Origin of the sequence: Steroidobacter sp. (assembly GCF_036402275.1) — a bacterium.
Taxonomy (GTDB): domain Bacteria; phylum Pseudomonadota; class Gammaproteobacteria; order Steroidobacterales; family Steroidobacteraceae; genus Steroidobacter.
In genome coordinates, this window is the sequence record NZ_DASWTF010000005.1 from 20,875 (window position 1) to 42,566 (window position 21,692).

General features: G+C 62.4%; 15 protein-coding genes. 6 read left to right on the forward strand and 9 right to left on the reverse strand.

Translation table 11 applies throughout. The annotated features are described in order from the left end of the window. Window positions 1–7: 7 nt before the first annotated feature. The 5 genes from VGD45_RS01690 to metH all read left to right on the forward strand — a co-directional run bounded on the left by VGD45_RS01690 (window position 8) and on the right by metH (window position 6,315). Window positions 8–250, forward strand: a complete 243-nt coding sequence (locus tag VGD45_RS01690; RefSeq protein WP_331153528.1) for a hypothetical protein — start codon at window positions 8–10, stop codon at window positions 248–250. Next, window positions 247–408 (forward strand): hypothetical protein, encoded by a 162-nt coding sequence (locus tag VGD45_RS01695; protein ID WP_331153529.1) that lies wholly within the window; start codon window positions 247–249, stop codon window positions 406–408. The genes VGD45_RS01690 and VGD45_RS01695 overlap by 4 nt, the downstream gene beginning before the upstream one ends. Window positions 409–673: 265 nt before the next feature. Continuing rightward, complete coding sequence (locus tag VGD45_RS01700) at window positions 674–1,582, forward strand: metalloregulator ArsR/SmtB family transcription factor (RefSeq protein ID WP_331153530.1); 909 nt, start codon at window positions 674–676, stop codon at window positions 1,580–1,582. Between the two features lie 40 nt (window positions 1,583–1,622). Beyond that, on the forward strand, window positions 1,623–2,543 hold the full coding sequence (gene metF / locus VGD45_RS01705) for a methylenetetrahydrofolate reductase (protein ID WP_331153531.1): 921 nt from the start codon (window positions 1,623–1,625) through the stop codon (window positions 2,541–2,543). 52 nt (window positions 2,544–2,595) lie between these two features. Further along, window positions 2,596–6,315 (forward strand): methionine synthase, encoded by a 3,720-nt coding sequence (gene metH, locus VGD45_RS01710; RefSeq protein ID WP_331153532.1) that lies wholly within the window; start codon window positions 2,596–2,598, stop codon window positions 6,313–6,315. Here the strand turns inward: metH and VGD45_RS01715 are convergent. Beyond that, entirely contained in the window at window positions 6,282–7,358 is a 1,077-nt protein-coding gene (locus VGD45_RS01715; RefSeq protein ID WP_331153533.1) for an acyltransferase, read from the reverse strand. The genes metH and VGD45_RS01715 overlap by 34 nt on opposite strands. 204 nt (window positions 7,359–7,562) lie before the next feature. Then, on the reverse strand, window positions 7,563–11,438 hold the full coding sequence (locus tag VGD45_RS01720; protein ID WP_331153534.1) for a BTAD domain-containing putative transcriptional regulator: 3,876 nt from the start codon (window positions 11,436–11,438) through the stop codon (window positions 7,563–7,565). A gap of 138 nt (window positions 11,439–11,576) precedes the next feature. Here VGD45_RS01720 and VGD45_RS01725 point away from each other — a divergent pair, with 138 nt between their 5' ends. Next, window positions 11,577–12,995 carry a tetratricopeptide repeat protein gene (locus VGD45_RS01725; RefSeq protein WP_331153535.1) on the forward strand — a complete coding sequence of 473 codons (1,419 nt, stop codon included), beginning with the start codon at window positions 11,577–11,579 and terminating at the stop codon, window positions 12,993–12,995. Between the two features lie 121 nt (window positions 12,996–13,116). Here the strand turns inward: VGD45_RS01725 and zapE are convergent, their stop codons facing one another. The 7 genes from zapE to VGD45_RS01760 all read right to left on the reverse strand — a co-directional run bounded on the left by zapE (window position 13,117) and on the right by VGD45_RS01760 (window position 21,675). Continuing rightward, the gene (gene zapE / locus VGD45_RS01730; protein ID WP_331153536.1) at window positions 13,117–14,223 is read right to left on the reverse strand and encodes a cell division protein ZapE; all 1,107 of its coding nucleotides are present in this window, start codon (window positions 14,221–14,223) and stop codon (window positions 13,117–13,119) included. 49 nt (window positions 14,224–14,272) lie between these two features. Continuing rightward, a complete protein-coding gene (locus VGD45_RS01735) occupies window positions 14,273–16,228 on the reverse strand; it encodes an acetoacetate--CoA ligase (protein WP_331153537.1) in 1,956 nt (651 codons plus the stop codon). Window positions 16,229–16,257: 29 nt separating this feature from the next. Further along, window positions 16,258–17,871: an electron transfer flavoprotein-ubiquinone oxidoreductase gene (locus tag VGD45_RS01740; RefSeq protein WP_331153538.1), complete on the reverse strand. Its 1,614-nt coding sequence runs from the start codon at window positions 17,869–17,871 to the stop codon at window positions 16,258–16,260. A gap of 66 nt (window positions 17,872–17,937) precedes the next feature. Further along, on the reverse strand, window positions 17,938–18,705 hold the full coding sequence (locus tag VGD45_RS01745) for an SDR family NAD(P)-dependent oxidoreductase (protein ID WP_331153539.1): 768 nt from the start codon (window positions 18,703–18,705) through the stop codon (window positions 17,938–17,940). A 19-nt stretch (window positions 18,706–18,724) separates the two neighbouring features. After that, entirely contained in the window at window positions 18,725–19,486 is a 762-nt protein-coding gene (locus tag VGD45_RS01750) for an SDR family oxidoreductase (protein WP_331153540.1), read from the reverse strand. A gap of 144 nt (window positions 19,487–19,630) precedes the next feature. Continuing rightward, entirely contained in the window at window positions 19,631–20,419 is a 789-nt protein-coding gene (locus VGD45_RS01755) for an enoyl-CoA hydratase-related protein (protein ID WP_331153541.1), read from the reverse strand. A gap of 98 nt (window positions 20,420–20,517) precedes the next feature. Next, window positions 20,518–21,675, reverse strand: a complete 1,158-nt coding sequence (locus tag VGD45_RS01760; protein WP_331153542.1) for an isovaleryl-CoA dehydrogenase — start codon at window positions 21,673–21,675, stop codon at window positions 20,518–20,520. Window positions 21,676–21,692: the final 17 nt, after the last annotated feature.

A 21,692-nucleotide genomic window follows, 5' to 3' on the forward strand; every position in this document is an offset into this window, starting at 1 on the left:
GTCAGTCATGACCCTGGTTGGTCATCTGCTCGGAACGGCGGTGATCTTTACCGCATTGTTTTCCATAGGTTGGCTGGTATCGGTTGCGCTGCACGCGCTGCATCGCTACCACCCTTTTCCAGATGAAATATTTAAGTTCGTCACCAAGATAGAGCTGTATCTGGTCTATGCTGACAGTGTCGTGAGTGGCATAGTGCTGATCGCAGGTATGGTGCGATTCTGCAAACAGGTAGTGGAGGTGGAACGATGAGCGTGCGCGTTCTACGCCCGATTGCGGAGGGCTTTCGAGGCAGTGTGAGCCTGTGGAAGGCCATCATTCTGGCCCTGCTGTCTGTCATCTCCGTGGTGACGGCCTTTATCAATGTGCCGCGTACCTCGGATTTCGATATCACCCGCCGCTCGCATTGACGAGCCTTCCTGACCCCATCAAACAGAAGCCGCGCTTTGTCGCGGCTTCTGCATTTATGGGAGGTCAATAGCCCAACGTTTGCGCACCATGAGGCCGTCCTTTCACGCATTCGGTTAGGGCTCCTAAACCTCTGTTCCCCCAGGGAAAACCATGATGGTTGGGGGCCAGCTGAGAACAACAGCCGTGACAGTTCCAGGTCGCTCGGGTATAGTGCCGGCCGTCTATATAAAGATATCTTTATATCCTTAAGTCCGGACCGCCGTCATGCCGAGCTTTCTGTCCGCCGTCTCCGGCCTGCGAGCTGCTGCCGAGCCCACTCGGCTGCGGCTGTTGGCGTTGTTGGCGCGGGCGGAGCTGACGGTCGGCGAGATCTGCGAAATCCTTGGCCAGAGTCAGCCCCGCGTGTCGCGGCATTTGAAGCTCCTGTGTGATGCCGGCTTGCTGGATCGATTTCGGGAGCAGCTATGGGTGTACTACCGCGCACCCGCTTCGGGAGAAGCGCGAGACACCGTTTGGCAACTGCTGGCATTGGTCGACGAAGACGACGACGTTCTGCGTCGTGACCGTCGGCGAATGGAAGAAGTCATCGCCGAGCGCGGCCGTCGCGCAGCGGATCATCTCGCCGAAGAAGATGCGCCCAAGACCTCCGATATCGTCGACTCGACCATCGTCGAAGAACTGTCGAGCGAGCCCATCGGCGCGTTGCTCGATGTGGGCACCGGTTCCGGTCACATGCTCCAGCTTCTAGGTGCGAAGGCAACGCGAGCTGTAGGAGTGGACATCTCCAGCGAAGCATTGCGCCTGGCGCGCACGAAAGTGCACGGCGCTGGCCTGAGTCACTGCGAATTACAACGCGGCGATATGTATGACCTGCCTTTCGCCGCTCCGCTGTTCGACACAGTCGTTGCCGAGCGTGTGCTCGCCGAAGCAGAGCGCCCACTTGCCGCGCTCGCCGAAATCACGCGAACACTCAAGCATGGCGGCCGCGCCGTCGTCATCGAAGATTTCGACGCGTTGAGCGCGGCGTCGTCCGCGAATCCCATCTCGACCCTGCGTGAATGGTTCGCCAAAACAGGGTTGGAAGTCTCCCGTGTGCGCCCCGTGGACACCGAAGCAGGGCATCTGCTGGTGGCCATCGGCCGGCGCGTGGTACGCAGCACGGCGGCGGCATGAAGCCCCGCCTTTATCACTGCAAGGAATCGAGGAAATAAACATGTCAGTAGAAAAACTCAAGGACCAGCTCGGCAACGGCCTGGCCAAGCTGCGCGCCCGCCCCACGGTGTCGTTCGAGTTTTTCCCGCCCAAAGACGAGGCGATGGAACAAACCTTGTGGGAATCGGTCGAGCGCCTCGCGCCATTGCAGCCGCGCTTCGTGTCCGTGACCTACGGCGCTGACGGCTCGACGCGTGCGCGTACTCACAATATCGTCACGAAGGTCCAGAAGAACACCTCGCTGACCGCGGCTCCTCATCTGACGTGCGTCGGCGCGCCTCGCGAAGAAATATTGGATATCGCGCGTGACTACTGGGCCAATGGCATTCGTCACATCGTGGCGCTGCGCGGCGATCCGCCGCAGGGCACGACCAAGTATGTGCCGCATCCTGAAGGATTCGCCTATGCGGTGGATCTGGTAAAAGGTTTGAAGTCGGTGGGCGACTTCGAAATCTCGGTGGCCACGTATCCCGAGCCCCATCCTGAATCGCCGAGCCCCGATTTCGAGCTGACCAATCTGAAGTCAAAGATCGACGCCGGCGCGGACCGCGCCATCACCCAGTTCTTTTTCGACACCAGCTTGTTCCTGAGATTTCGGGACCAGTGCGCGGCCGCCGGGATCAAAGCGAGCATCGTGCCCGGCATTCTTCCCATCACGCGGTTTCCGCAAATGATCCGCATGGCGCAGCGCTGTGGCGCAAGCGTGCCCGAGTGGCTGGTGCATCGTTTCGACGGCCTGGACGACGATGCCGACACGCGTCGTCTCATCGCGGCTTCGGTCGCGATCGAGCAAGTGCAGGAGCTGCAGAAACACGGCGTCGAAGAGTTCCACTTCTACACGCTGAATCGCGCCGAGCTGAGCTATGCCATTTGCCATGCGCTCGGCGTGCGGCCGGTGCTGGCGCAGGCCGCTGCGGGCTGAGCCCTGCGCGCATCTTGAAAACGATCTTCACGCGCCGAACTGAGTGAACGACATGAATCGCACTGAACGCATTGCCGCTCTGCATCGCCTGTTGACCGAGCGCATCGTGCTGCTCGACGGCGGCATGGGCACCATGATCCAGGGCTACAAGCTCACGGAAGCGGATTATCGCGGCGAGCGTTTCAAGGACTGGCCGTGCGATCTGAAGGGCAACAGCGACATCCTGGTGCTGACGCGGCCGGAAATCATCCAGGCCATCCACACCAAGTATCTGGAAGCCGGCGCCGACATCGTCGAGACCAACACTTTCACGGCCAACTATTCGTCGCAGGCCGACTACCAGATGGAACATCTGGTGCGCGAGATCAATCTGGCGGGTGCGAAAGTCGCTCGCGCCGCGGCCGATGAATTTCATGCCAGGACGGGGCAGGTGAAGTTCGTTGCCGGCGCGTTGGGCCCGACCAATCGCACGGCGTCGCTGTCACCGAACGTCAACGATCCCGCCTTCCGCAACATCGATTTCGATCAGCTGTCGGAGACCTACCTGATCGGCGCGCGTGCGCTGATCGAAGGCGGCGTCGACATCCTGTTGATCGAAACGATCTTCGATACGCTGAACGCGAAGGCCGCGATCTTCGCCGCGCGGCAAGCGCTGGATGAGGCTGGCGTGGATTTGCCCATCATCATTTCGGGCACGATCACCGACGCGTCGGGCCGCACGCTGTCCGGTCAAACCACGGAAGCGTTTTGGAATTCCGTGAGCCACGCGCGACCGCTGGCCGTCGGCCTGAATTGCGCGTTGGGCGCGAAGCAACTGCGTCCGTACATCGAAGAGATGTCACGCATCGCCGATGTTTACGTCAGCGCCTATCCGAACGCCGGCCTGCCGAACGCGTTCGGCGAATACGACGAAGTCGCGTGCCAGACGGCGGAGCTGGTGAAAGAGTTCGCGACCAGCGGCTTTGTGAACATCGTCGGCGGTTGCTGTGGCACGACGCCGGACCATATCAAGCACATCCGCGAAGCGGTGGAGGGCATCAAGCCGCGTAAGCCGCCGGTGCTGGAGAAGCGCTGCCGCCTGTCCGGCCTCGAGCCGCTGAACATCGGTCCTGACAGTTTGTTCGTGAACGTCGGTGAGCGCACCAACGTCACCGGCTCCGCGAAGTTCCGCAAGCTCATCGAGGCGGATGACTACAACGCCGCGCTCGACATCGCACGCCAGCAAGTGGCGAGCGGCGCGCAAGTGATCGACATCAACATGGATGAAGGCATGCTCGATTCGGAGGCGGCCATGGTGCGCTTCCTGAACCTGATCGCCTCCGAGCCCGACATCTCCCGCGTGCCCATCATGATCGACTCGTCCAAGTGGAGCGTGATCGAGGCGGGCTTGAAGCGCATCCAGGGCAAGGGCATCGTCAATTCCATCAGCCTGAAGGAAGGCGAGGCGGCGTTCATCGAGCACGCCAAAAAGGTACGCGCATATGGCGCGGCCGTGGTCGTGATGGCGTTCGATGAGACGGGTCAGGCCGACACGGTCAAGCGCAAGGTCGAGATCTGCCAACGCTCCTATCGCATCCTCACCGAGCAAGTCGGCTTCCCGGCCGAAGACATCATTTTCGATCCAAACATTTTCGCCGTGGCCACCGGCATCGAGGAGCACAACAACTACTCCGTCGATTTCATCGAGGCCACCGCCGAGATCCGCAAGACGTGCCCGCACGCGCATATCAGCGGCGGCGTGAGCAACGTTTCCTTCTCGTTCCGTGGCAACGATCCGGTGCGCGAAGCCATGCACTCGGTGTTCTTGTATCACGCCATCAAGAACGGCATGACCATGGGCATCGTCAATGCCGGTCAGCTGGCGATCTATGAGGACATCAATCCTGAGCTGCGTGAGCGCGTCGAAGATGTGATCTTGAATCGCCGGCCGGACGCGACCGAGCGCCTGCTGGATATCGCCGCACGCTTCAAGGGCGAAGCCGGCGCCAAGAAGGTTGAAGATCTGGCCTGGCGCAATCTGCCGGTCGAGAAGCGGCTGGAGCATGCGCTGGTCAAGGGCATTGACGAGTTCATCACCGTCGACACCGAAGAGGCCCGGCAGAAGGCCGAGCGGCCGCTGCACGTGATCGAAGGCCCGCTGATGGACGGCATGAACGTGGTCGGCGATCTGTTCGGCAGCGGCAAGATGTTCCTGCCGCAGGTCGTGAAGTCGGCGCGCGTCATGAAAAAGGCGGTCGCGCACCTGATTCCCTTCATCGAGGAAGAGAAGGCCAAGTCGGGCGCCGTGTCCAAGTCCAACGGCAAGATCATTCTTGCCACGGTCAAGGGCGACGTGCACGACATCGGCAAGAACATCGTGGGCGTCGTGCTCCAGTGCAATAACTTCGAAGTGATCGACCTCGGCGTGATGGTTCCAGCGGAGCGCATCCTCGAGACGGCACGGCGCGAGAACGCCGACATGATCGGTCTGTCGGGTTTGATCACGCCCTCTCTCGACGAGATGGTGCACGTCGCGCGCGAGATGCAGCGTCAAGGCTTCAATCAGCCGCTGTTGATCGGTGGCGCGACCACGTCGCCGGCGCACACCTCGGTGAAAATCGATCCTCAATACGAGGGCCCGGTTGTTTACGTGAAGGACGCATCGCGCTCGGTGGGCGTTTGCCAGCAACTCGTCACGGCGGCGCTGCGGCGTGAGTTCGTCGAGAAGACCAAGGCCGACCATGCGATCCGCCGCGAGCAGCATGCGGGCAAAAAGATCAAAGCCCCGCAGCTGACCATCGCTCAGGCGCGTGCAAACAAGTTCAACGGTGGCTGGGAATCGTATGTACCGCCCGTGCCCAAGTTCCTGGGCATCCGGACGTTCGACGATTTCTCGCTCGAAGACCTGACGCGCTACATCGACTGGATGCCGTTCTTCAACGCCTGGGAGTTCGGCGGCAAGTTCCCGGACATTCTCACCGACCCGGTGGTCGGTGAGCAGGTCAGCAACTTGTACGCCGACGCGCGGCGCATGCTGAAACAAATCGTGCGCGAGCGCTGGCTGACGGCGCGGGGTGTCATCGGCTTGTTCCCGGCCAACAGCGTCGACGATGACGATGTCGAGATTTATGCGGACGAGTCGCGCACTCGCGTGCTGACGAAGTTGCACTTCCTGCGTCAGCAGAAGGGCAAGCCCGCGGGTCAGTCGCACGATGCGCTAGCGGACTTCATTGCACCGAAGTCTTCCGGCCGTCGCGATTACATCGGCGCATTCGCCGTCACCGGCGGCATCGGTATCGAGCCGCATCTGGAGCGTTTCGAGAAGGCGCACGACGACTATTCGAGCATCATGCTCAAGGCATTGGCGGATCGATTCGCTGAAGCGTTTGCCGAGCGCATGCACGAGCGCGTGCGTCGCGAGTTCTGGGGCTACGCTCCCGAGGAGCGCTTCACGAACGATCAGCTAATCAAGGAAGAGTATCGCGGTATCCGCCCGGCGCCTGGATATCCGGCCTGTCCTGATCACACCGAGAAGGCGACGCTGTGGAATCTGCTGAATCCGGAAGCGAACGCTGGCATCAAGATCACCGAGTCGTTCGCGATGTATCCAACGGCGGCGGTCAGCGGCTGGTACTTCTCGCATCCGGGCTCGCGTTACTTCGCGGTCGGCAAGATCGATTTCGATCAGGTGCAGAACTACGCCGCTCGCAAGAAGATCTCGCTCGAAGAAGCACAGCGCTGGCTGTCGCCGAACCTGGGTTACGACCCGGATTCGGACGCCGACGCGGCGTGAGGCAATCGCGGGGCGTCGCGCTTACGGCGCGGCGCCAGCGAGAACGGCCGCTCGATCAGCAGGAACAGCAGCGCCGACGCAAGTAGCGTCAGCGCCAGCATGGGCGGCAGCAATAACCAGAACAGGGTCGAGTCCTGACCCGTGGGTGGCATCACTTTCGACAGCGCCAGGAATGCGCCGTTGAGCGCCAACCCGTGCAGCAGATAGTACGAGTAGCTCATGTTTCCGAGCCAGCGCAGCGGTGTCCATGCGAACGCTCGCGGCAACCATGAGTGCGGCGTGCGGAAGCAGGCGAGGCACAAGACGAAAAACGTAACGCCGAGAATCGCGACCTTGAGCGTCGTGCCCGCCGGACCGGCAACCGGCAGCAGCATGCTGAGCAACCCTGTAAACAATGCTACGAGCCCGGCGATGCTGGAGGGGCGCAACCGGCTGTGATGAATCGCCTCGAACAGCACGATGCCGGCAACGAACATGAGCAGTCGCACCGGGCCGTCGTTGAGCGCGGTGTAAGCGGCGAAAGTCGCTGCTAACGCGACAAAGAAGATCGCGCGCCACGTGGGGCTGCGACGGCGCAGCTTGAACGCAGCGACCAGCACCGGGATGGCGATGTAATAGAACAGCTCGTAGCTCAGCGACCAGGCCACCGTGATCATGGGCTTGATCGGGAACAAGCCGGGCAGCAGCAGGAAGTTTTGTAATAAATAGAGGGCGCCGTCGCCCGGCGACTCCGGAATCTTGTTCTCCGCCGGAAATACGAACGACAGGGCGAAGTACAGCGCGAACACCGTGGTGAACGCCGGATAGATACGCTCGATCCGTCGTGCCAGGAACGGCACGAACGGTTGGTATCTCGAGATCACCGAGCCATAAATTACATAGCCGCTGAGCACGAAGAACAGATCGACGCCGCTGTTGCCGACGGTGGCGAGCGCGTCCGCGAGCGCTAGCAGCGCCTCGTCTTCGGCGATCCAAGGGTGCACGAGGTCCGCGTAGTGTACGAAGAACACGAGCAGCACGGCGAAGCCGCGCAAACCCTCCATCGGACGAACGTTATGTGTGCCACGAGCAAGCTCGAATTTGCGTGTCAACCAATCGAATAGCAACTCACCATCACTCTATCGCTAATTGTTCTCCCCGGTATTTGACGACGGATGTAACGATGAACGCGCGCGTGGCGCAAACTGTCTGCCATGGCCAACGTGGCGTAATTTCAGGCTCTCGCGGCCTGTCCCAAAAGCGCTGACTCACGCGGTGGGCGCGCGCTCCACCAGAGTGAGCGCCGCGTCGATTGCCGGAATCAGCGCGACGGCTTCCATGCGATGACACCGCTGCTTCAACGTTTCGAGCTCCGATCGTGTTTGCGGAGTGATGATGTTCTCTCCCACATCCGCCAGCACTCGCGCGCGATCGACCTGCAGGGTGGTGGGCGTTAGCGGCTCATCCGCGGTATAGGCAGCGAGATCGTTTGCATAGCGCCGTGCTGCCGGCCAGGCGCTTTGCTCGATGCTCACTTCGATCGCGTGGTGATAGAACTCGAAATAGCTGTGACTGACGCAGCCCGCAGCCAGCAGTGTTTCGCCTTCCGCCAGCGCCGCCGCGCGTTGCGCGGGATCGGCGGTCAGGCGCGCCAATATTCCAAGTAGCGACGGGCCACAGTACGACATGCCCATCTCGCGGCTGAGCTCCAGACCTTCCTCGACCAGTCGCAAACCCTCGCTCCGGCTGTCGGTGCCGATGAGGCAACTAGCGACAATCCCCAGACACTCGGCATGGAAGCGGCGCGCGCCGAGTTGCTTCGCGAGCTGCAGCGCCTGTTTGGCCAACGTGCGGCGTTCCTCGTGTTTGCCCTGGAGAATCAATCCGGACGTGAGACACAGCACCGAGATCAATTCGCTGCGCAGATCTCCGACGCGTCGTGCGATCTCCAACGCTTCCTGCAGGCTCGCGCGACCGGCCCCGGTTTCGCCGCAATAGACCTGGGTGATGCCGAGCATGGGCAAGTTCGACAGCAGCACGCCGATCATGCCGTGCTGACGCGCCTCGTTCACACACTGCGCGAAATGCCGCCGGGCCGTGAGCAAGTTGCCACGCTGATAGTGAGCATCGCCCAACCCACCGAGCGCCCGCGCCAACTCCAGAGGTGTATTTGCTTGCTGGGCGTACTGAAAAGCGGTCTGGTGCGCTTGCAGGCAAGCCTCGAAACGGCCGAGCGGGAAACAGAGATTGCCATGCAGTGTGCTCATGCGAGCGCGTGTTTGTGCGTCGGCAGTTTCGCCGAGAGCGCTCTGCGCCCGCTCCAAAGCATCCAGCGCTTCTTCGTACCGATCCATCACGCGCAGGGCCGAGGCAATGCCAAACCAGGCGGCGCCATGGCCGTTCTGATCGATGGCGAAGTCGAGGGCTTCGCGATAAGCGGCGAGCGCATCGTGTGTTCGGCCGAGATGCAATAGCAGCTCACCGAGCAGCAGGCTGGTCCTATGAAGCATGAGAGGCTCACGCGCCACGACGCTCGCCTTGTTGGCGAGATTCAGTGCATTCTCGTAACGAAGGGAAACGCGCTCAGCTTCCGCGGCGTTGATGTATGCAGCAGCCGCGCCTTCGTCATCGGCCGCAGCGAGATGCTCGGCGTGCAGTGAGAGATCGCGAGACGCGAACCATTCGGCCGCCACACGATGCAGAGTGCGTCGCTGCGATTTCAACGTCGACTCGTAAATGGCGTCTCTGAACAAGGCGTGCGCGAATTCCAATTCGATGCCGTCGCTGCGAACCAGAGTCGTAGCGACTAGTTTGTCTGGCTCGTAGCCTTCGTCTTCGATCATCCGCCGCACGATGGCCAACTCCGTGCGCTGGCCGAGCACCGCGGCGGCTTCGAGCGCGAGATGATCTTGCGCTGACAGGCTATCCGCGCGGGACAACACTAACGAGCGCACCGACCCGGGCAATGTATGTTGCCCGGCGCTGGCCGAGCGCAGCAGCTGATCGAGAAATAGCGGATAGCCCTCAGCACGCACGATGCATTCCTGAATCGTCGCGCTCGACAGCTCGGGATAGTGAGCTGCCAGCTCTTGCGCTTCATCTTCGGCGAGCGGCGCGAGATCGACGGTCGTCACCGGACATCCGCGCGCTCGTGCTCGCCAACTGGCGCTGATCGGATCGCCCTCGGGACGCGTGGTCATGATGAACAGGATCTGACAGTTCGCCACCACCGCCGCGATTTCGCCCAGGCGCGCGAGCTCGTCCGTGTCGGCCCAGTGCACGTCTTCGACGACGAGCATTTGCGGCGAGCGTTGCGCGGCTGCTTCGATGATCTGCGCCAGCGCCAAGGTGCGACCTCGCTGGCGAGTGGCGACTTCCATCGCTTTTTCCAGCGCGGCGAGCTCGGGATCCAGCGGCGCGTCGATCAGGTCGCTGAGAAAAATGATCTGATCGATGTTGCCGCCGCGGGTGGCTACCATTCTCTGGACGGCCGCTTTGCGCTCGGCTGCGGACGCATCCGGGCGGATGCCGAGCAAACTCAATGCAAGCATCGTGATCGGCCGTCGGCCGGGCGACTGGCCGAAATCGAAGATCTGCGCAGAGTGCACGCCGACGCCGCGTTCGATGGCGGCGCTTCGTACGGCATCGACCAGTCGCGTCTTGCCGATGCCAGCCTCACCGCGCACGACGATGGCCCGGCCGTGCCGGCTCGAGGTGCATCGATCGAGGGAAGCAAGAATCATCGCAAGCTCGGGTCGGCGGCCGACGAATGGCTGCGCTGTGGTTCCGCTTTCGACGCCGATTGCATTCAACGACCACGCATTCACGGGCTCGGAGTGTGCTTGCAACGCGGCTCCGACCCGTTGCGTGCTGACGCGCTCGCCGAGCGATTGCCGAATCTCCTCGGAGATCAGCACCTCGCCGTCTTGGGCTTGAGCCGCGAGAATGTGCGCTTCGTGCGTGGGGCGTCCACTCAATGGAAACACTTCGCCGCCACAAAGGACTTGGCCCTGAGCGATGCCGATGCGAAGGGCGAGAGCAGTGAGCACGGGCCACGGCTTCGCGGCCACCATGTCACGTAACATCAGTGCGGCACGCGCGCCGCGTTCGGCTTCGTTGCCGTAGGAATGTGGAATGCCAAATACGGCTAAAACATTGGAGCCGACGCGACGATCCGCGAGCCCTCCGAATTCCTGCACGGCGCTCTGCACGCGACGTTGAAACTCGTTCGAGAGCAAATGCGCTTCTTCGGGATCGAGCCGCGCTTCGGTCTCCAACAAACCTTCCAGTCGGGCGACGAGGATGGTGGCATCGCGCAGGCTCGGCCTGAGCTCCTGACGTGGAGCAGGCGTCGCTGTTACGACTGGCTCTTCGACAAATGACTCGCCGTCGCCAGAATCGGCCACGGCGGCGCGGCGTTTGCGCATCAGCTCGCGATAGAGCTGCTCGGTGGCCGCCTCGGGAGAAACATCCAGCTCACGACGCAACACATCCCGGCACACGCGATACTGCCGCAACGCTTCCGCATAGGAATTGCGCTTGGCCTGAAGCTCCATAATGCGCCGATGCGCGGCTTCGTTCAGCGGTTCCAGCGATACGAGGCGAGTGCACGCTGTGAGCGCGCCGTCGTTGTCCTCGGCCGCCATGCACAGATCGGTGAGACGTTGTAGCGCCTGGCTCATTTGTTTGCGCAAGGCGCTGCGCTCGCCGCTCAACCATTCATCGAATGCGGTGGAGCGCGCGTCGAAGCCATCTAACAAATCGCCGCGATAGTAGTTGAGCGCGTCTTGTAGCGAGGTTCGCGTGCCGGCCAGCAGTGAGCGACGAAATGCATCGATATCGCTTCGTAACAATCCCGCGTCGACACCGACGGATTCGGTATCGGCCAGCAGGGCGCGTTGAGCCGCGGTGGGTAATGATTTTCTGAGCGCGGCGAGCGCCTGTCGCAAGCTGGTGCGCGCCAGCTCTTCGTCGGCGTCTTCCCATAGCAAATTAGCGAGACGATCGCGGCTGTGAGATTCACCGGGACGCAGCGCCAGATACGCCAGCAAGGCACGGCCTTTACGAGAGGCAATACGAATCTCGCCGCCGCTGACGTCGCGGACGTGGAAGGCGCCGAGAACTTGTAACGTCAATGCACTCACGGCCCACGTCTTGTGATGCCTTTGGGCTGCCAGGCTAACCATTTTCACGCATTTTTCACGGCTGTCGAGACTTTCAGCTCACGAGGGCTGCGTACAAATACGACCTGGCAGCAGGTTGCACCCCAGTCAGGAGGGAAAATGTCACTTCGAGATTCGCGCGGTTGCCCGGTTTCGACCCGGAGCGCCGCATCGCTGGCGCAGTTCGAACAGGCGCTGGAGCTGTCGGTGAGCTACCGGCTCGACCCTCTGGCCAGTATCCAGGGCGCGCTGGAATCCGATCCGGCGTTTGCCATGGGGCATTGTCTGCGCGCCGGACTGATGATCATGGCGACCGACCGCATGGTGGCGCCACTGCTGACGGAGAGTATCGAGGCCATCGAATCGTTGGGTCGACGGGCTAACGATCGTGAGCAGGCCCACGCCGCGGCCGCCCGCAGCTGGTTGCATGGCGATTTCGCCGGCTCGATCCGGCGCTACGGTGAGATTCTGCTGGAGCATCCCCGCGATCTGCTGGCCTTACAGGTCGCGCATGTCGGCGATTTCTTCCTGGGGTCCAGCACGATGCTGCGTGATCGTGTGGCCCAGGTGTTGCCTGAATGGGACACGAGCGCGCCGGGTTACAACTATGTGCTTGGCATGTATGCGTTCGGCCTGGAGGAGACCGGGCTCTATTCACGCGCCGAGGACATCGGCCGCCGTGCTCTGGAGATCAATCCCGTCGACGCCTGGGGCGTGCATGCCGTGACGCATGTGATGGAAATGCAGGGGCGCATCCGCGAGGGCATCGATTTCCTGACGTCCCGTGAGCGCGATTGGGCGGAAAACAACGGCCTGGCGTTCCACAACTGGTGGCACCTGGCGTTGTTTCATCTGGATGCCGGCAACGTCTCGCAAGTCCTGGAGCTGTTCGACCGACGCATTCGCCCGGCGCCCTCGCAGGTGCCGCTGGAAATGATCGACGGGTCCGCGATGTTGTGGCGCCTGGAGCTCAGAGGCATCGACGTCGGCGATCGCTGGAAGACGCTGGCGAGCTGCTGGGAGCCGTTCGTGGAGCACGCGTACTACGCCTTCAACGACGTGCATGCGTTGATGGCTTTCGTCGGCGCGAGGCGGCTCGATCTGGCGCAGCGCGTGATCGCGGCCATGGAGCAGAAGAGCTCGGGTTCGGACACGAACGCCATGATGACCCGCGAGGTGGGATTGCCGTTGGGGCAGGCGCTGCTGTCGTTCGCGAGGGGTGAATATTCCGATGTCGTGCAGCGGCTGCAGCCGATCCGCACCATCGCCAGCCGTTTCGGCGGCAGCAATGCCCAGCGGGATTTGATTCATCTCACGCTGGTCGAGGCGGCGCTGCGCTCCCATCAGACCCGACTGGCGCGCGCACTGATTGCAGAACGCACTCAGCTCAAGCCGTCGAGCCCGTCCAATTGGCTACTCACGGCCAGGGTCATGGAACTCGGGGGCGATGTCGGGGCGGCGGCCCGTGCGATGGAAAGCGCCGAGACGCGCCGTAAGGCCCAGTTCATGCCCCAGCGGTCGATGGCGCTATCCGGTTGAGGGCCTTTTGCTCACGATGGGCGGTCCAGTCGTTGGATCGCCCGTCGACGCGAGTCGATTGATCCGGCCCGTGCTCGAGTCGAGGAAGTTCCCCCCTTCGTCGGCTCGAGCGCGGCGCCCTTTAGGCCTGATGGGGGCGCGCCAGGTATTCCTGCGACTGCATTTCGATCAGCCGGCTCTGCGTGCGCTCGAATTCGAACTTGAGCTTGGCGCCGTGGTACAGCTCGGTGACCGGCCGCTCGGCGGAAACGATCACTTTCACGGCGCGATCGTAGAACTCGTCGATCATGGTGATGAAGCGGCGTGTCTGATTCTCGGATTCGATGCCGAGGCAGGGCACGTCGCTGACGAACACAGTGTGATAACAGCGGGCGATCTCGATGTAGTCGGCCTGGCCGCGCGGGCCGTCGCAGAGTTCCTTGAATGTGAACCAGATGACATCGCCGGCGTGGCGCTTCGCGTGCAGGCGACGGTGATTCAAGGTGAGCGTCGCGTCGACGGCGCCGGGTTCGCCGGCCATGGCTTCGAACAGGTTCACCAGGGCCGGGCTGGTCTTGGCGTCGCGACAGTCGAACCAGGTGGTCGCGCGTTCTAACAAACGCAGCCGATAGTCGGTCTTGCTGTCGACGTGCACGATCTGCGTGTTTTCCTTGAGCAATTTGATCGCGGGCAGGAAGCGCGCGCGTTGCAGACCTTCCTTGTAGAGATCGTCGGGCGGCACGTTGGACGTGGCGACGAGCGTCACGCCGCGCTCGAACAGGCCCCGGAATAGATTGCCCAGGAGCATGGCGTCCGCGATGTCGGAGACGAAGAATTCGTCGAAACAGATGATGCGGGTTTTGCGCGCGATCTTTTCGGCGATCGACTCCAGCGGGTCGGCCTGGTCCTGGTGTTTCTTCAGCTCGTCGTGGACGGTCTGCATGAAGCGATGGAAGTGGCTGCGCTGACGTTCCTTGAACGGCAGGCTGTGATAGAACAGGTCCATCAGCCACGTCTTGCCGCGGCCCACGCCGCCCCAGATGTATAGCCCCTTCTGCAGCTGATGTTCCTTGCGCGACAGCAGGCCTTTGAACAGTCCTTTGGGCTGCGGCGCGATCAATCGCTCCCGCAAATCGTCCAGGTGCGCAACCACGCGCTCCTGCACGGGATCACGTTGATACCCGAGTCGGGCGCATTCGCGTTCGTAAAGGGCGGCGACGGTGGTAACGGGCGTAGGCTGGTCGGGCACGTTGCTGAGCTTTGGGTCGTCCTATCAGCCTCCCATAGTAACCGAACCCTTAGCTTCTCAGCTCCGGATGATTCCTGAAGAACGTCAGCGAATCCGGGTTGGCCAGGGCGCCGAGGTTCTTGGGCGTGCGGCCGTGGACTACGTCGCGGATGGCCAGTTCGACCAGTTTGCCGTTGATGGTCCGGGGCAGGTCGGGGGCCTGGATGATCTTGGCGGGGACGTGGCGCGGGGAGGTGTTCTCCCGGATGGTGCGGCAGATCTTCTCGCGCAGCGGCTCATCCAGCGTGACGCCGTCGCGCAGGCGGACAAAGAGCACGATGCGGACGTCGCTCTGATATTCCTGAGCGATGGCGACGGATTCGATCACCTCATGGATTTTTTCCAGCTGGCGATACAGCTCGGCGGTGCCGATGCGGACGCCGCTGGGATTCAGCACGGCGTCGGAACGGCCGTGCACGATGAGGGTGCCTCGAGAGGTGAGGGTCGCCAGATCGCCGTGCCACCAGACGTTGGGATAGCGCGAAAAGTAAGTCGCCATGAGGCGATCCGCCTCCGCATCGCCCCAGAAACCGACGGGCACGGAAGGGAAGGGCCGCGTGCACACCAGTTCGCCCTGTTGCCCGACCAGCGACTTGCCCGCGTCGTCGAACACTTCGACCTTCATACCGAGCCCCAGGGCCTGGATCTCACCTTCATACACGGGCAACGTCGGGCATCCGGCGCCGAAGCACGCCATGAGGTCCGTGCCGCCGGAGATCGATGACAGCTGCACGTCGGGATGCACCTCCCGATAAACATATTGGTAGCTCATCGGGCTGAGTGGCGCGCCGGTCGATATCACCGTCCGCAGCGCGCCCAGATCGAACGTCTCGCGAGGCCGGATTCCGAGTTGCTCGCAGGTCGTCAGAAACCGCGGCCCGGTGCCGAATATTGTCACTCGCTCTTCGGCGGCCAGTCGCCACAGGATGTTCGGATCCGGCTGCAGCGGCGCTCCGTCGAACAGCACGATGGTGGCGCCGGTCGCCAGTCCGCTGACGAGCGCATTCCACATCACCCAGCCGCAGGTGGTGAAATAGAAATATCTGTCCTCCGCGCCCATGTCCGAATGCAGAACGTTCTCTTTCATCTGCTGGATCAGCGCGCCGCCAGCACTGTGCACGATGCACTTCGGCGCGCCCGTCGTGCCCGACGAGTACAGGATGAAGGCCGGTTGCTCGAACGGCAGCTGCGCGAAGGAGAGAGGTGTATCAGCCGCGCCGAACTGAGTAAACAACACACCATGAGGCACCCGGTCCGCTGTGACATCCGAGCGCTGGTAGGGAACGAGCACCACGCGCTCGATGCTGGAAATCGCTTTGCACACCGCCGCGACCGTGGGCAAACAATCGATCGTCTTGCCCGCGTACTGATAACCGTCGACTGCAAACAACACTCGCGGTTTGATCTGTCCGAACCGATCGACCACGGCGCTCGCGCCGAAATCCGGCGAGCACGAAGACCAGATCGCCCCGAGGCTGACGGCTGCCAGCATGGCGATGACAGTCTCTGGAATATTCGGCAGATAGCCGGCGACCCGGTCGCCGGGCTTCACGCCGGCGCGCTTCAGCCCATCGGCGACGCGAGCGACCTCACTTCGCAGCTGACTGCGCGTGAGCTCACGTCGTTCGCCGCGTTCGTTCCGAAAGATAATGGCGACAGTGTCGTCGCTCGCCGGAACGAGATTCTCGGCATAGTTGAGCAGCGCGCCGACAAACCATTTCGCGCCGGGAAGGCGAGTGCCGGCTTCAATGATCTGCTGCGGACCGCGCGAGCAGCGGATCTCGCAAAAATCCCAGACCGCGGTCCAGAAGTTCTCCGGGAATTCGATCGACCACCGATGCAGCGATGCGTAATCGTGCACTGGTGCTTTGTAACGCTCCTGCACGTAGTGCGAGAAGCGGGCGAGCGCGGAGTTGGCGGCGCGCTCGGGAGAAGGGGTCCAGATCGGCTTCGCGGCGGGCTCCATCTCAGACTCCCGCCGCGAGACCGCGGTCTCTACATGTTCTGATAGTTGGGACCGGAGCCGCCTTCCGGCGTGGTCCAGTTGATGATCTCGTACGGATCCTTGATGTCGCAGGCCTTGCAGTGAACGCAGTTGGCGGCGTTGATCTGCAGGCGGCGGCCGCCCTGGCCGTCATCGACCATCTCGTACACCCCGGCCGGGCAGAAGTTCTGACAGGGATTGCCATATTCCTTGGTACAACGATTGACGCAGATCGAAGTGTCCAGAACCTTCAAATGCACCGGTTGTGCTTCGTCATGAACGTTGCCGGCAAAGAACACCGACGCCAGCCGGTCGCGCGGCGGCAGCGAGCGCTCGACCCAGCCCCGATCTGGCGACGCGTAATCGCCCAGTTTCTCTAGCGCCGACCAGTCGGCGGTGTTGCGCAGAGTCCAGGGAGTCTTGCCCTTGAGCAGCGACTCGATGCCGGCATTCACCATCGCAAAGTACAGCCCGCGCTTGAACGCCGGCTTGAAGTTGCGCACCGAGTGCAATTCGCGATGCCCGGCGGAGTTCCGCCAGCGCGCGTCGAAACCGGCGCTCTTACCCTGTTCCACCAGGTGCTCCGCCGCCAATGCGCCCGAGCGGATCGCCTGGTGGATGCCTTTGATCTTGAAAACGTTGAGCGTGCCGCCAGCGTCGCCGATCAGCATGGCCCCGGGCATGTCGAGGCGGGGCAGGGACTGATAACCGCCCGTCACGATGGTGCGCGCGCCGGCTGCCAGGATTTCGCCGCCTTCCAGCAACGGCTTGATGCGCGGATGATGTTTGAACTGCTGGAACGCCTCGAACGGCTTCAGCCGCGGATCCTTGTAGTTCAAGCCGACGACGTAACCGATGTAGATGCGGTCGTTGTCGAGGTGATACAGGAAGCTGCCGCCGTAAGTGGCATTGTCGAGCGGCCAGCCGAACGCATGCTCGATCCGGCCCGGCTTGACGCGGCCCGGCGGCAATTGCCACATCTCTTTGAAGCCGAGGCTGAAGGTCGGCGGATCGATGCCCTCGCGCAAATTGTATTTGGCGATGAGCTGCTTGCAGATGGAGCCGCGCGAGCCCTCGGCCAGTATGGTGGTGCCCGCGTGAATCTCGACGCCCGGCGTGTAGTTCGGGCCCGGCTCGCCATTCTTTTCCAGGCCCATGTCACCGATTCGCACGCCTTTGACCGCGCCGTTCTCGTCGAACACCGCTTCAGCAGCAGCGAAGCCCGGGAAAATATCCACGCCCAGCCCTTCGGCCTGCGATGCGAGCCACGGCGTCAGCTGCCCGAGCGAGATGATGAAGTTGCCGTGATTGTTCATCGGCGAGAGATTCACCGCGAAGTTCGGCAACTTGAACGAGCCAGTGCGCGTCATGAGCCGCACGTCGTCCTCGAGCGCCGGCACTTTCATGCCGGGGTACTCGGTGCGCCAGTTCGGCAACAGCTGTTCCAGCGGAGCGGACTCCAGCACCGCGCCCGACAGCGAATGCGCGCCGACCGCCGAAGCCTTTTCCAGCACGCAGATATTCAGATCGGACTTGAGTTGTTTGAGCCGTATCGCGCACGCCAGCCCTGCCGGGCCGGCGCCGACGATCACGACGTCATATTCCATCACTTCACGTTCGGTCATGGCTGAGTTCTTCGGTGAGTCTCTTCGGGCTGTGTCCGCGTGCGTGTCGTTGTCGTGATACGAAGCTTATTTCGGCGCCATTCGGATCGCGCCGTCGAGACGGATGACCTCACCGTTCAACATCGAGTTTTCGCAGATGTGAGCGACCAGCGCGGCATATTCCTCGGGACGGCCCAGGCGCGGCGGGAAGGGCACTTGCTTGCCCAGCGAATCCTGCGCTTCTTGCGGCAGCGAGGCCATCATGGGCGTCTTGAAGATGCCGGGAGCGATGGTCATCACGCGGATGCCGGCGGTCGACAGATCGCGCGCCATCGGCAGGGTCATGCCGACCACGCCGGCCTTGGAAGCGGAGTAGGCGACCTGGCCGATCTGGCCGTCGAAGGCCGCGACCGAGGCGGTCATGACGATGACGCCACGCTCGCCTTCCTCGTTCTGCGCGTTGCTGCCCATGGCCGCAGCGGCCGCCTTGGCGACCAGCAGCGTACCGACCAGATTGATCTCGATCACCTTGCGGAAGAAGTCGCCGGGGATAGCGCCTTCCTTGTTGACGATGCGACGGGGCCAGGCCACGCCGGCGCAGTTGACGGCGAGATTCAGGCCGCCCATGTCGCTCTTGGCTTTGGCGATAGCGGCGTCGACGCCGGCCTCGTTGGTGACATCCACGGTTTGAAAGAACGCGGCGTTGCCCAGCGCTTTGGCGGCGGCCTGGCCGGCTGCTTCGTTCACATCGAGCAGCGTGACTTTGCCGCCGGCGGCGACGAGACGCTGCGCCACTGCGTGACCGAGGCCCGAGGCGCCGCCAGTGATGACGGCCCGCACTTCATTCAACTTCATGCTTGCTATCCCCTTAATCTCAAAGTCTCTGACCGCCATCCACTTCGATGACGCGGCCAGAAAAGTAATCGTTCTCTGCGATGAAGATCGCGGCGTGCGCCATCTCCGCCGGTTCCGCCATGCGACGCAGCGGCACGGCGCTGACGGCGCGCTCGATCATCTCGGGTTTCATCGTGTCCAGAATTTCGGTGCGCGTAAAGCCCGGAGCGATCGCGCCGGTGCGGATCCCGTAGCGCGCGAGCTCTTTCGCCCACACGACGTTCATCGCGACCACGCCCGCCTTGGTGGCGGAGTAGTTGGACTGGCCCATGTTGCCTGCCCGCGAAATGCTGGAGGTGCTGATGATGACGCCGCCGTTGCCGAGCGCGATCATGCGCGCCGCGGCTTCACGTGCGCCTAGAAAAACGCCGGTGAGATTCACATCGACGACGGCGCGCCATTGATCCATCGACATTTTGTTGATGACCTTGCCGTCCTGCACTTTCACGAGCAGCGCATCCTTGGTGATGCCGGCATTGTTGATCATGACATCCAGACGGCCAAAGTCTTGGACGATTCGATCCAGCGTGGTTTCGACTTCCTGCTCGCGCGTGACGTTACAAACATACGTCGCGGCGCGCACACCCTCGGCTTCGCACAGCTCCTTGCTCTTGGCGAGGTCGTCGGAATTCATATCGATGAGCGCCACATTGGCGCGCTTTTTCGCGAACGCCAACGCCATGGCGCGGCCGATGCCGCGACCGCTGCCGGTGATGGCGACGAGCTTTCCGTCCAGCTGCATTCAACCCCCAAATGGCTCACGCCTGGATCAAAGGCGGTGGATACTACCTCTTATTTTGCGTTGCACAAAGGGGGTAAACCGGGATAAATGCAGGGCGGTGACGGTTGTTCCGCCAGCCAGTTTCATTACCGCAACGGCGCCAGCTCAGTCCTGCGGGACCCAGCTCGACTTGCGTCGCTCCAGGAACGCCGACAATCCTTCTTTCCCCTCCGGGCTCACCCGCAAACGCGCCAACAGGCGCGCGGTTTCATCGCCCAGCACATCGCGATCATGGAAGTGCGCCACACGCCGGACGAGCTGTTTTGCTGCACGCAGCGCCGCGGGCCCACCTCGCAGCAGGAGATCGACCTGCTCGTTGACGATTTGATCGAGCTGCTCCGGCGCAGCCGTGAAATGCAGCAGCCCGATGCTCTGCGCTTCTTCGGCGGAGAACGGCGCGGCGGTGAGAAACAAACGTCGCGCCTGCCGGCTGCCGATCGCTTCGACCACATAAGGCGAGATCGCCGCGGGCACGATGCCGAGGCGCACTTCGGTCAATGCAAACTTCGCCGAGCTCGCGCCGATGGCGATATCGGCACAGGCCACCAGACCCACGCCGCCACCAAATGTGTTGCCATTCACTCGCGCGATGAGTGGCAGCTCGAATTCGTCCAGCGTGCGCAGCAGCCTCGCGAGGACCAGCGCATCGGCGACGTTCTGCTCCTCGGTAAAGTTCAACATCGAGCGCATGTGGCCGATGTCTGCGCCGGCGCAGAAGCTCGCGCCTGCGCCGGTAAGCACGACGACGCGGGCATTCTTGTCGCCGCCGATTTTCGTCAGCGCGTCGTGCAACTCGCCCATGGTCGCGCCGTCGAGCGCGTTGTGCTTCTCGGGTCGATTGAGGGTCAGCGTGACGACGCCGCGGGAATTGATACTGGTAGTGATGGTCGACATGATGTGAGTCGCGCGACTAATGACAGGGACTTAATACGTTATCGCGTAGATTACGTGCAATGCATGACTCCATGTCGATCGTACGGGACAGGCCACGGTCATGCCGTGGCCTCGAAAATTTCACGCCCGATCAGCATGCGGCGGATTTCGCTGGTGCCAGCGCCGATCTCATAAAGCTTGGCGTCGCGCAGCAGGCGGCCGGTGGAGTAATCGTTGATATAGCCGTTGCCACCGAGCGCTTGAATGGCTTCGAGCGCCATCCATGTCGCTTTCTCGGAGGCTTGCAGTATGCAGCCGGCGGCATCGAAGCGTGTGACCTTGCCGCGATCGCAGGCTGCAGCCACTGAGTAAACATAGGCGCGGCACGCGTTCATGGTCGTGTACATGTCGGCGACCTTGCCTTGCATGAGTTGGAACGTGCCGATGGCGCGCCCGAACTGACGGCGCTCGTGCACGTACGGAATTACAACGTCCATGCAAGCGCGCATGATGCCGAGCGGACCACCGGCGAGCACGACGCGTTCATAATCCAGGCCGCTCATCAGCACCTGGGCGCCTTTGCCTTCTTGATGCAGCACGTTTGCAGCGGGCACTTCGCAATCCTGGAAGACCAGCTCGCATGTATCGGAGCCGCGCATGCCGAGCTTGTCGAGCTTTTGCGCGCTGGAGAAACCTTTCATGCCGCGTTCGATGATGAAGGCGGTGACGCCGCGGGCGCCGAGTTCGGGATCGAGCGTGGCGTAGACGACCAAGGTATCGGCGAGGGGACCGTTGGTGATCCACATCTTGTTGCCATTCAGCACGTACTTGTCGCCCTTTTTCACGGCGCGAGTGCTCATGCCGACGACGTCGGAGCCGGCGCCCGGCTCGCTCATCGCCAGCGCGCCGAGGTGTTCGCCGGAGATCAGGCGGGGGAGGTACTTCTCTTTCTGGGCCGGCGTGCCCCAGCGACGCAGCTGGTTCACACAGAGGTTGGAATGCGCGCCATAAGACAGGCCGACCGAGGCCGAGGCGCGGCTGATTTCTTCCATCGCGATCACGTGAGCCAGGTAGCCCAGGCCGGCGCCGCCGTATTCATCCTCGACGGTGATGCCCAGCAGGCCCAGTTCGCCCAGTTCGGGCCACAGGTCGCGCGGGAATTTGTTGTCGCGATCGATATCCGCGGCCCTCGGGGCGATGCGTTCGCTCGCAAACTTCGCTACCGTGGCGCGCAATGCGTCCAGATCCTCACCCAAACCGAAATCGAAGTCTTCCACGCCGCCCCCTGGTCTGC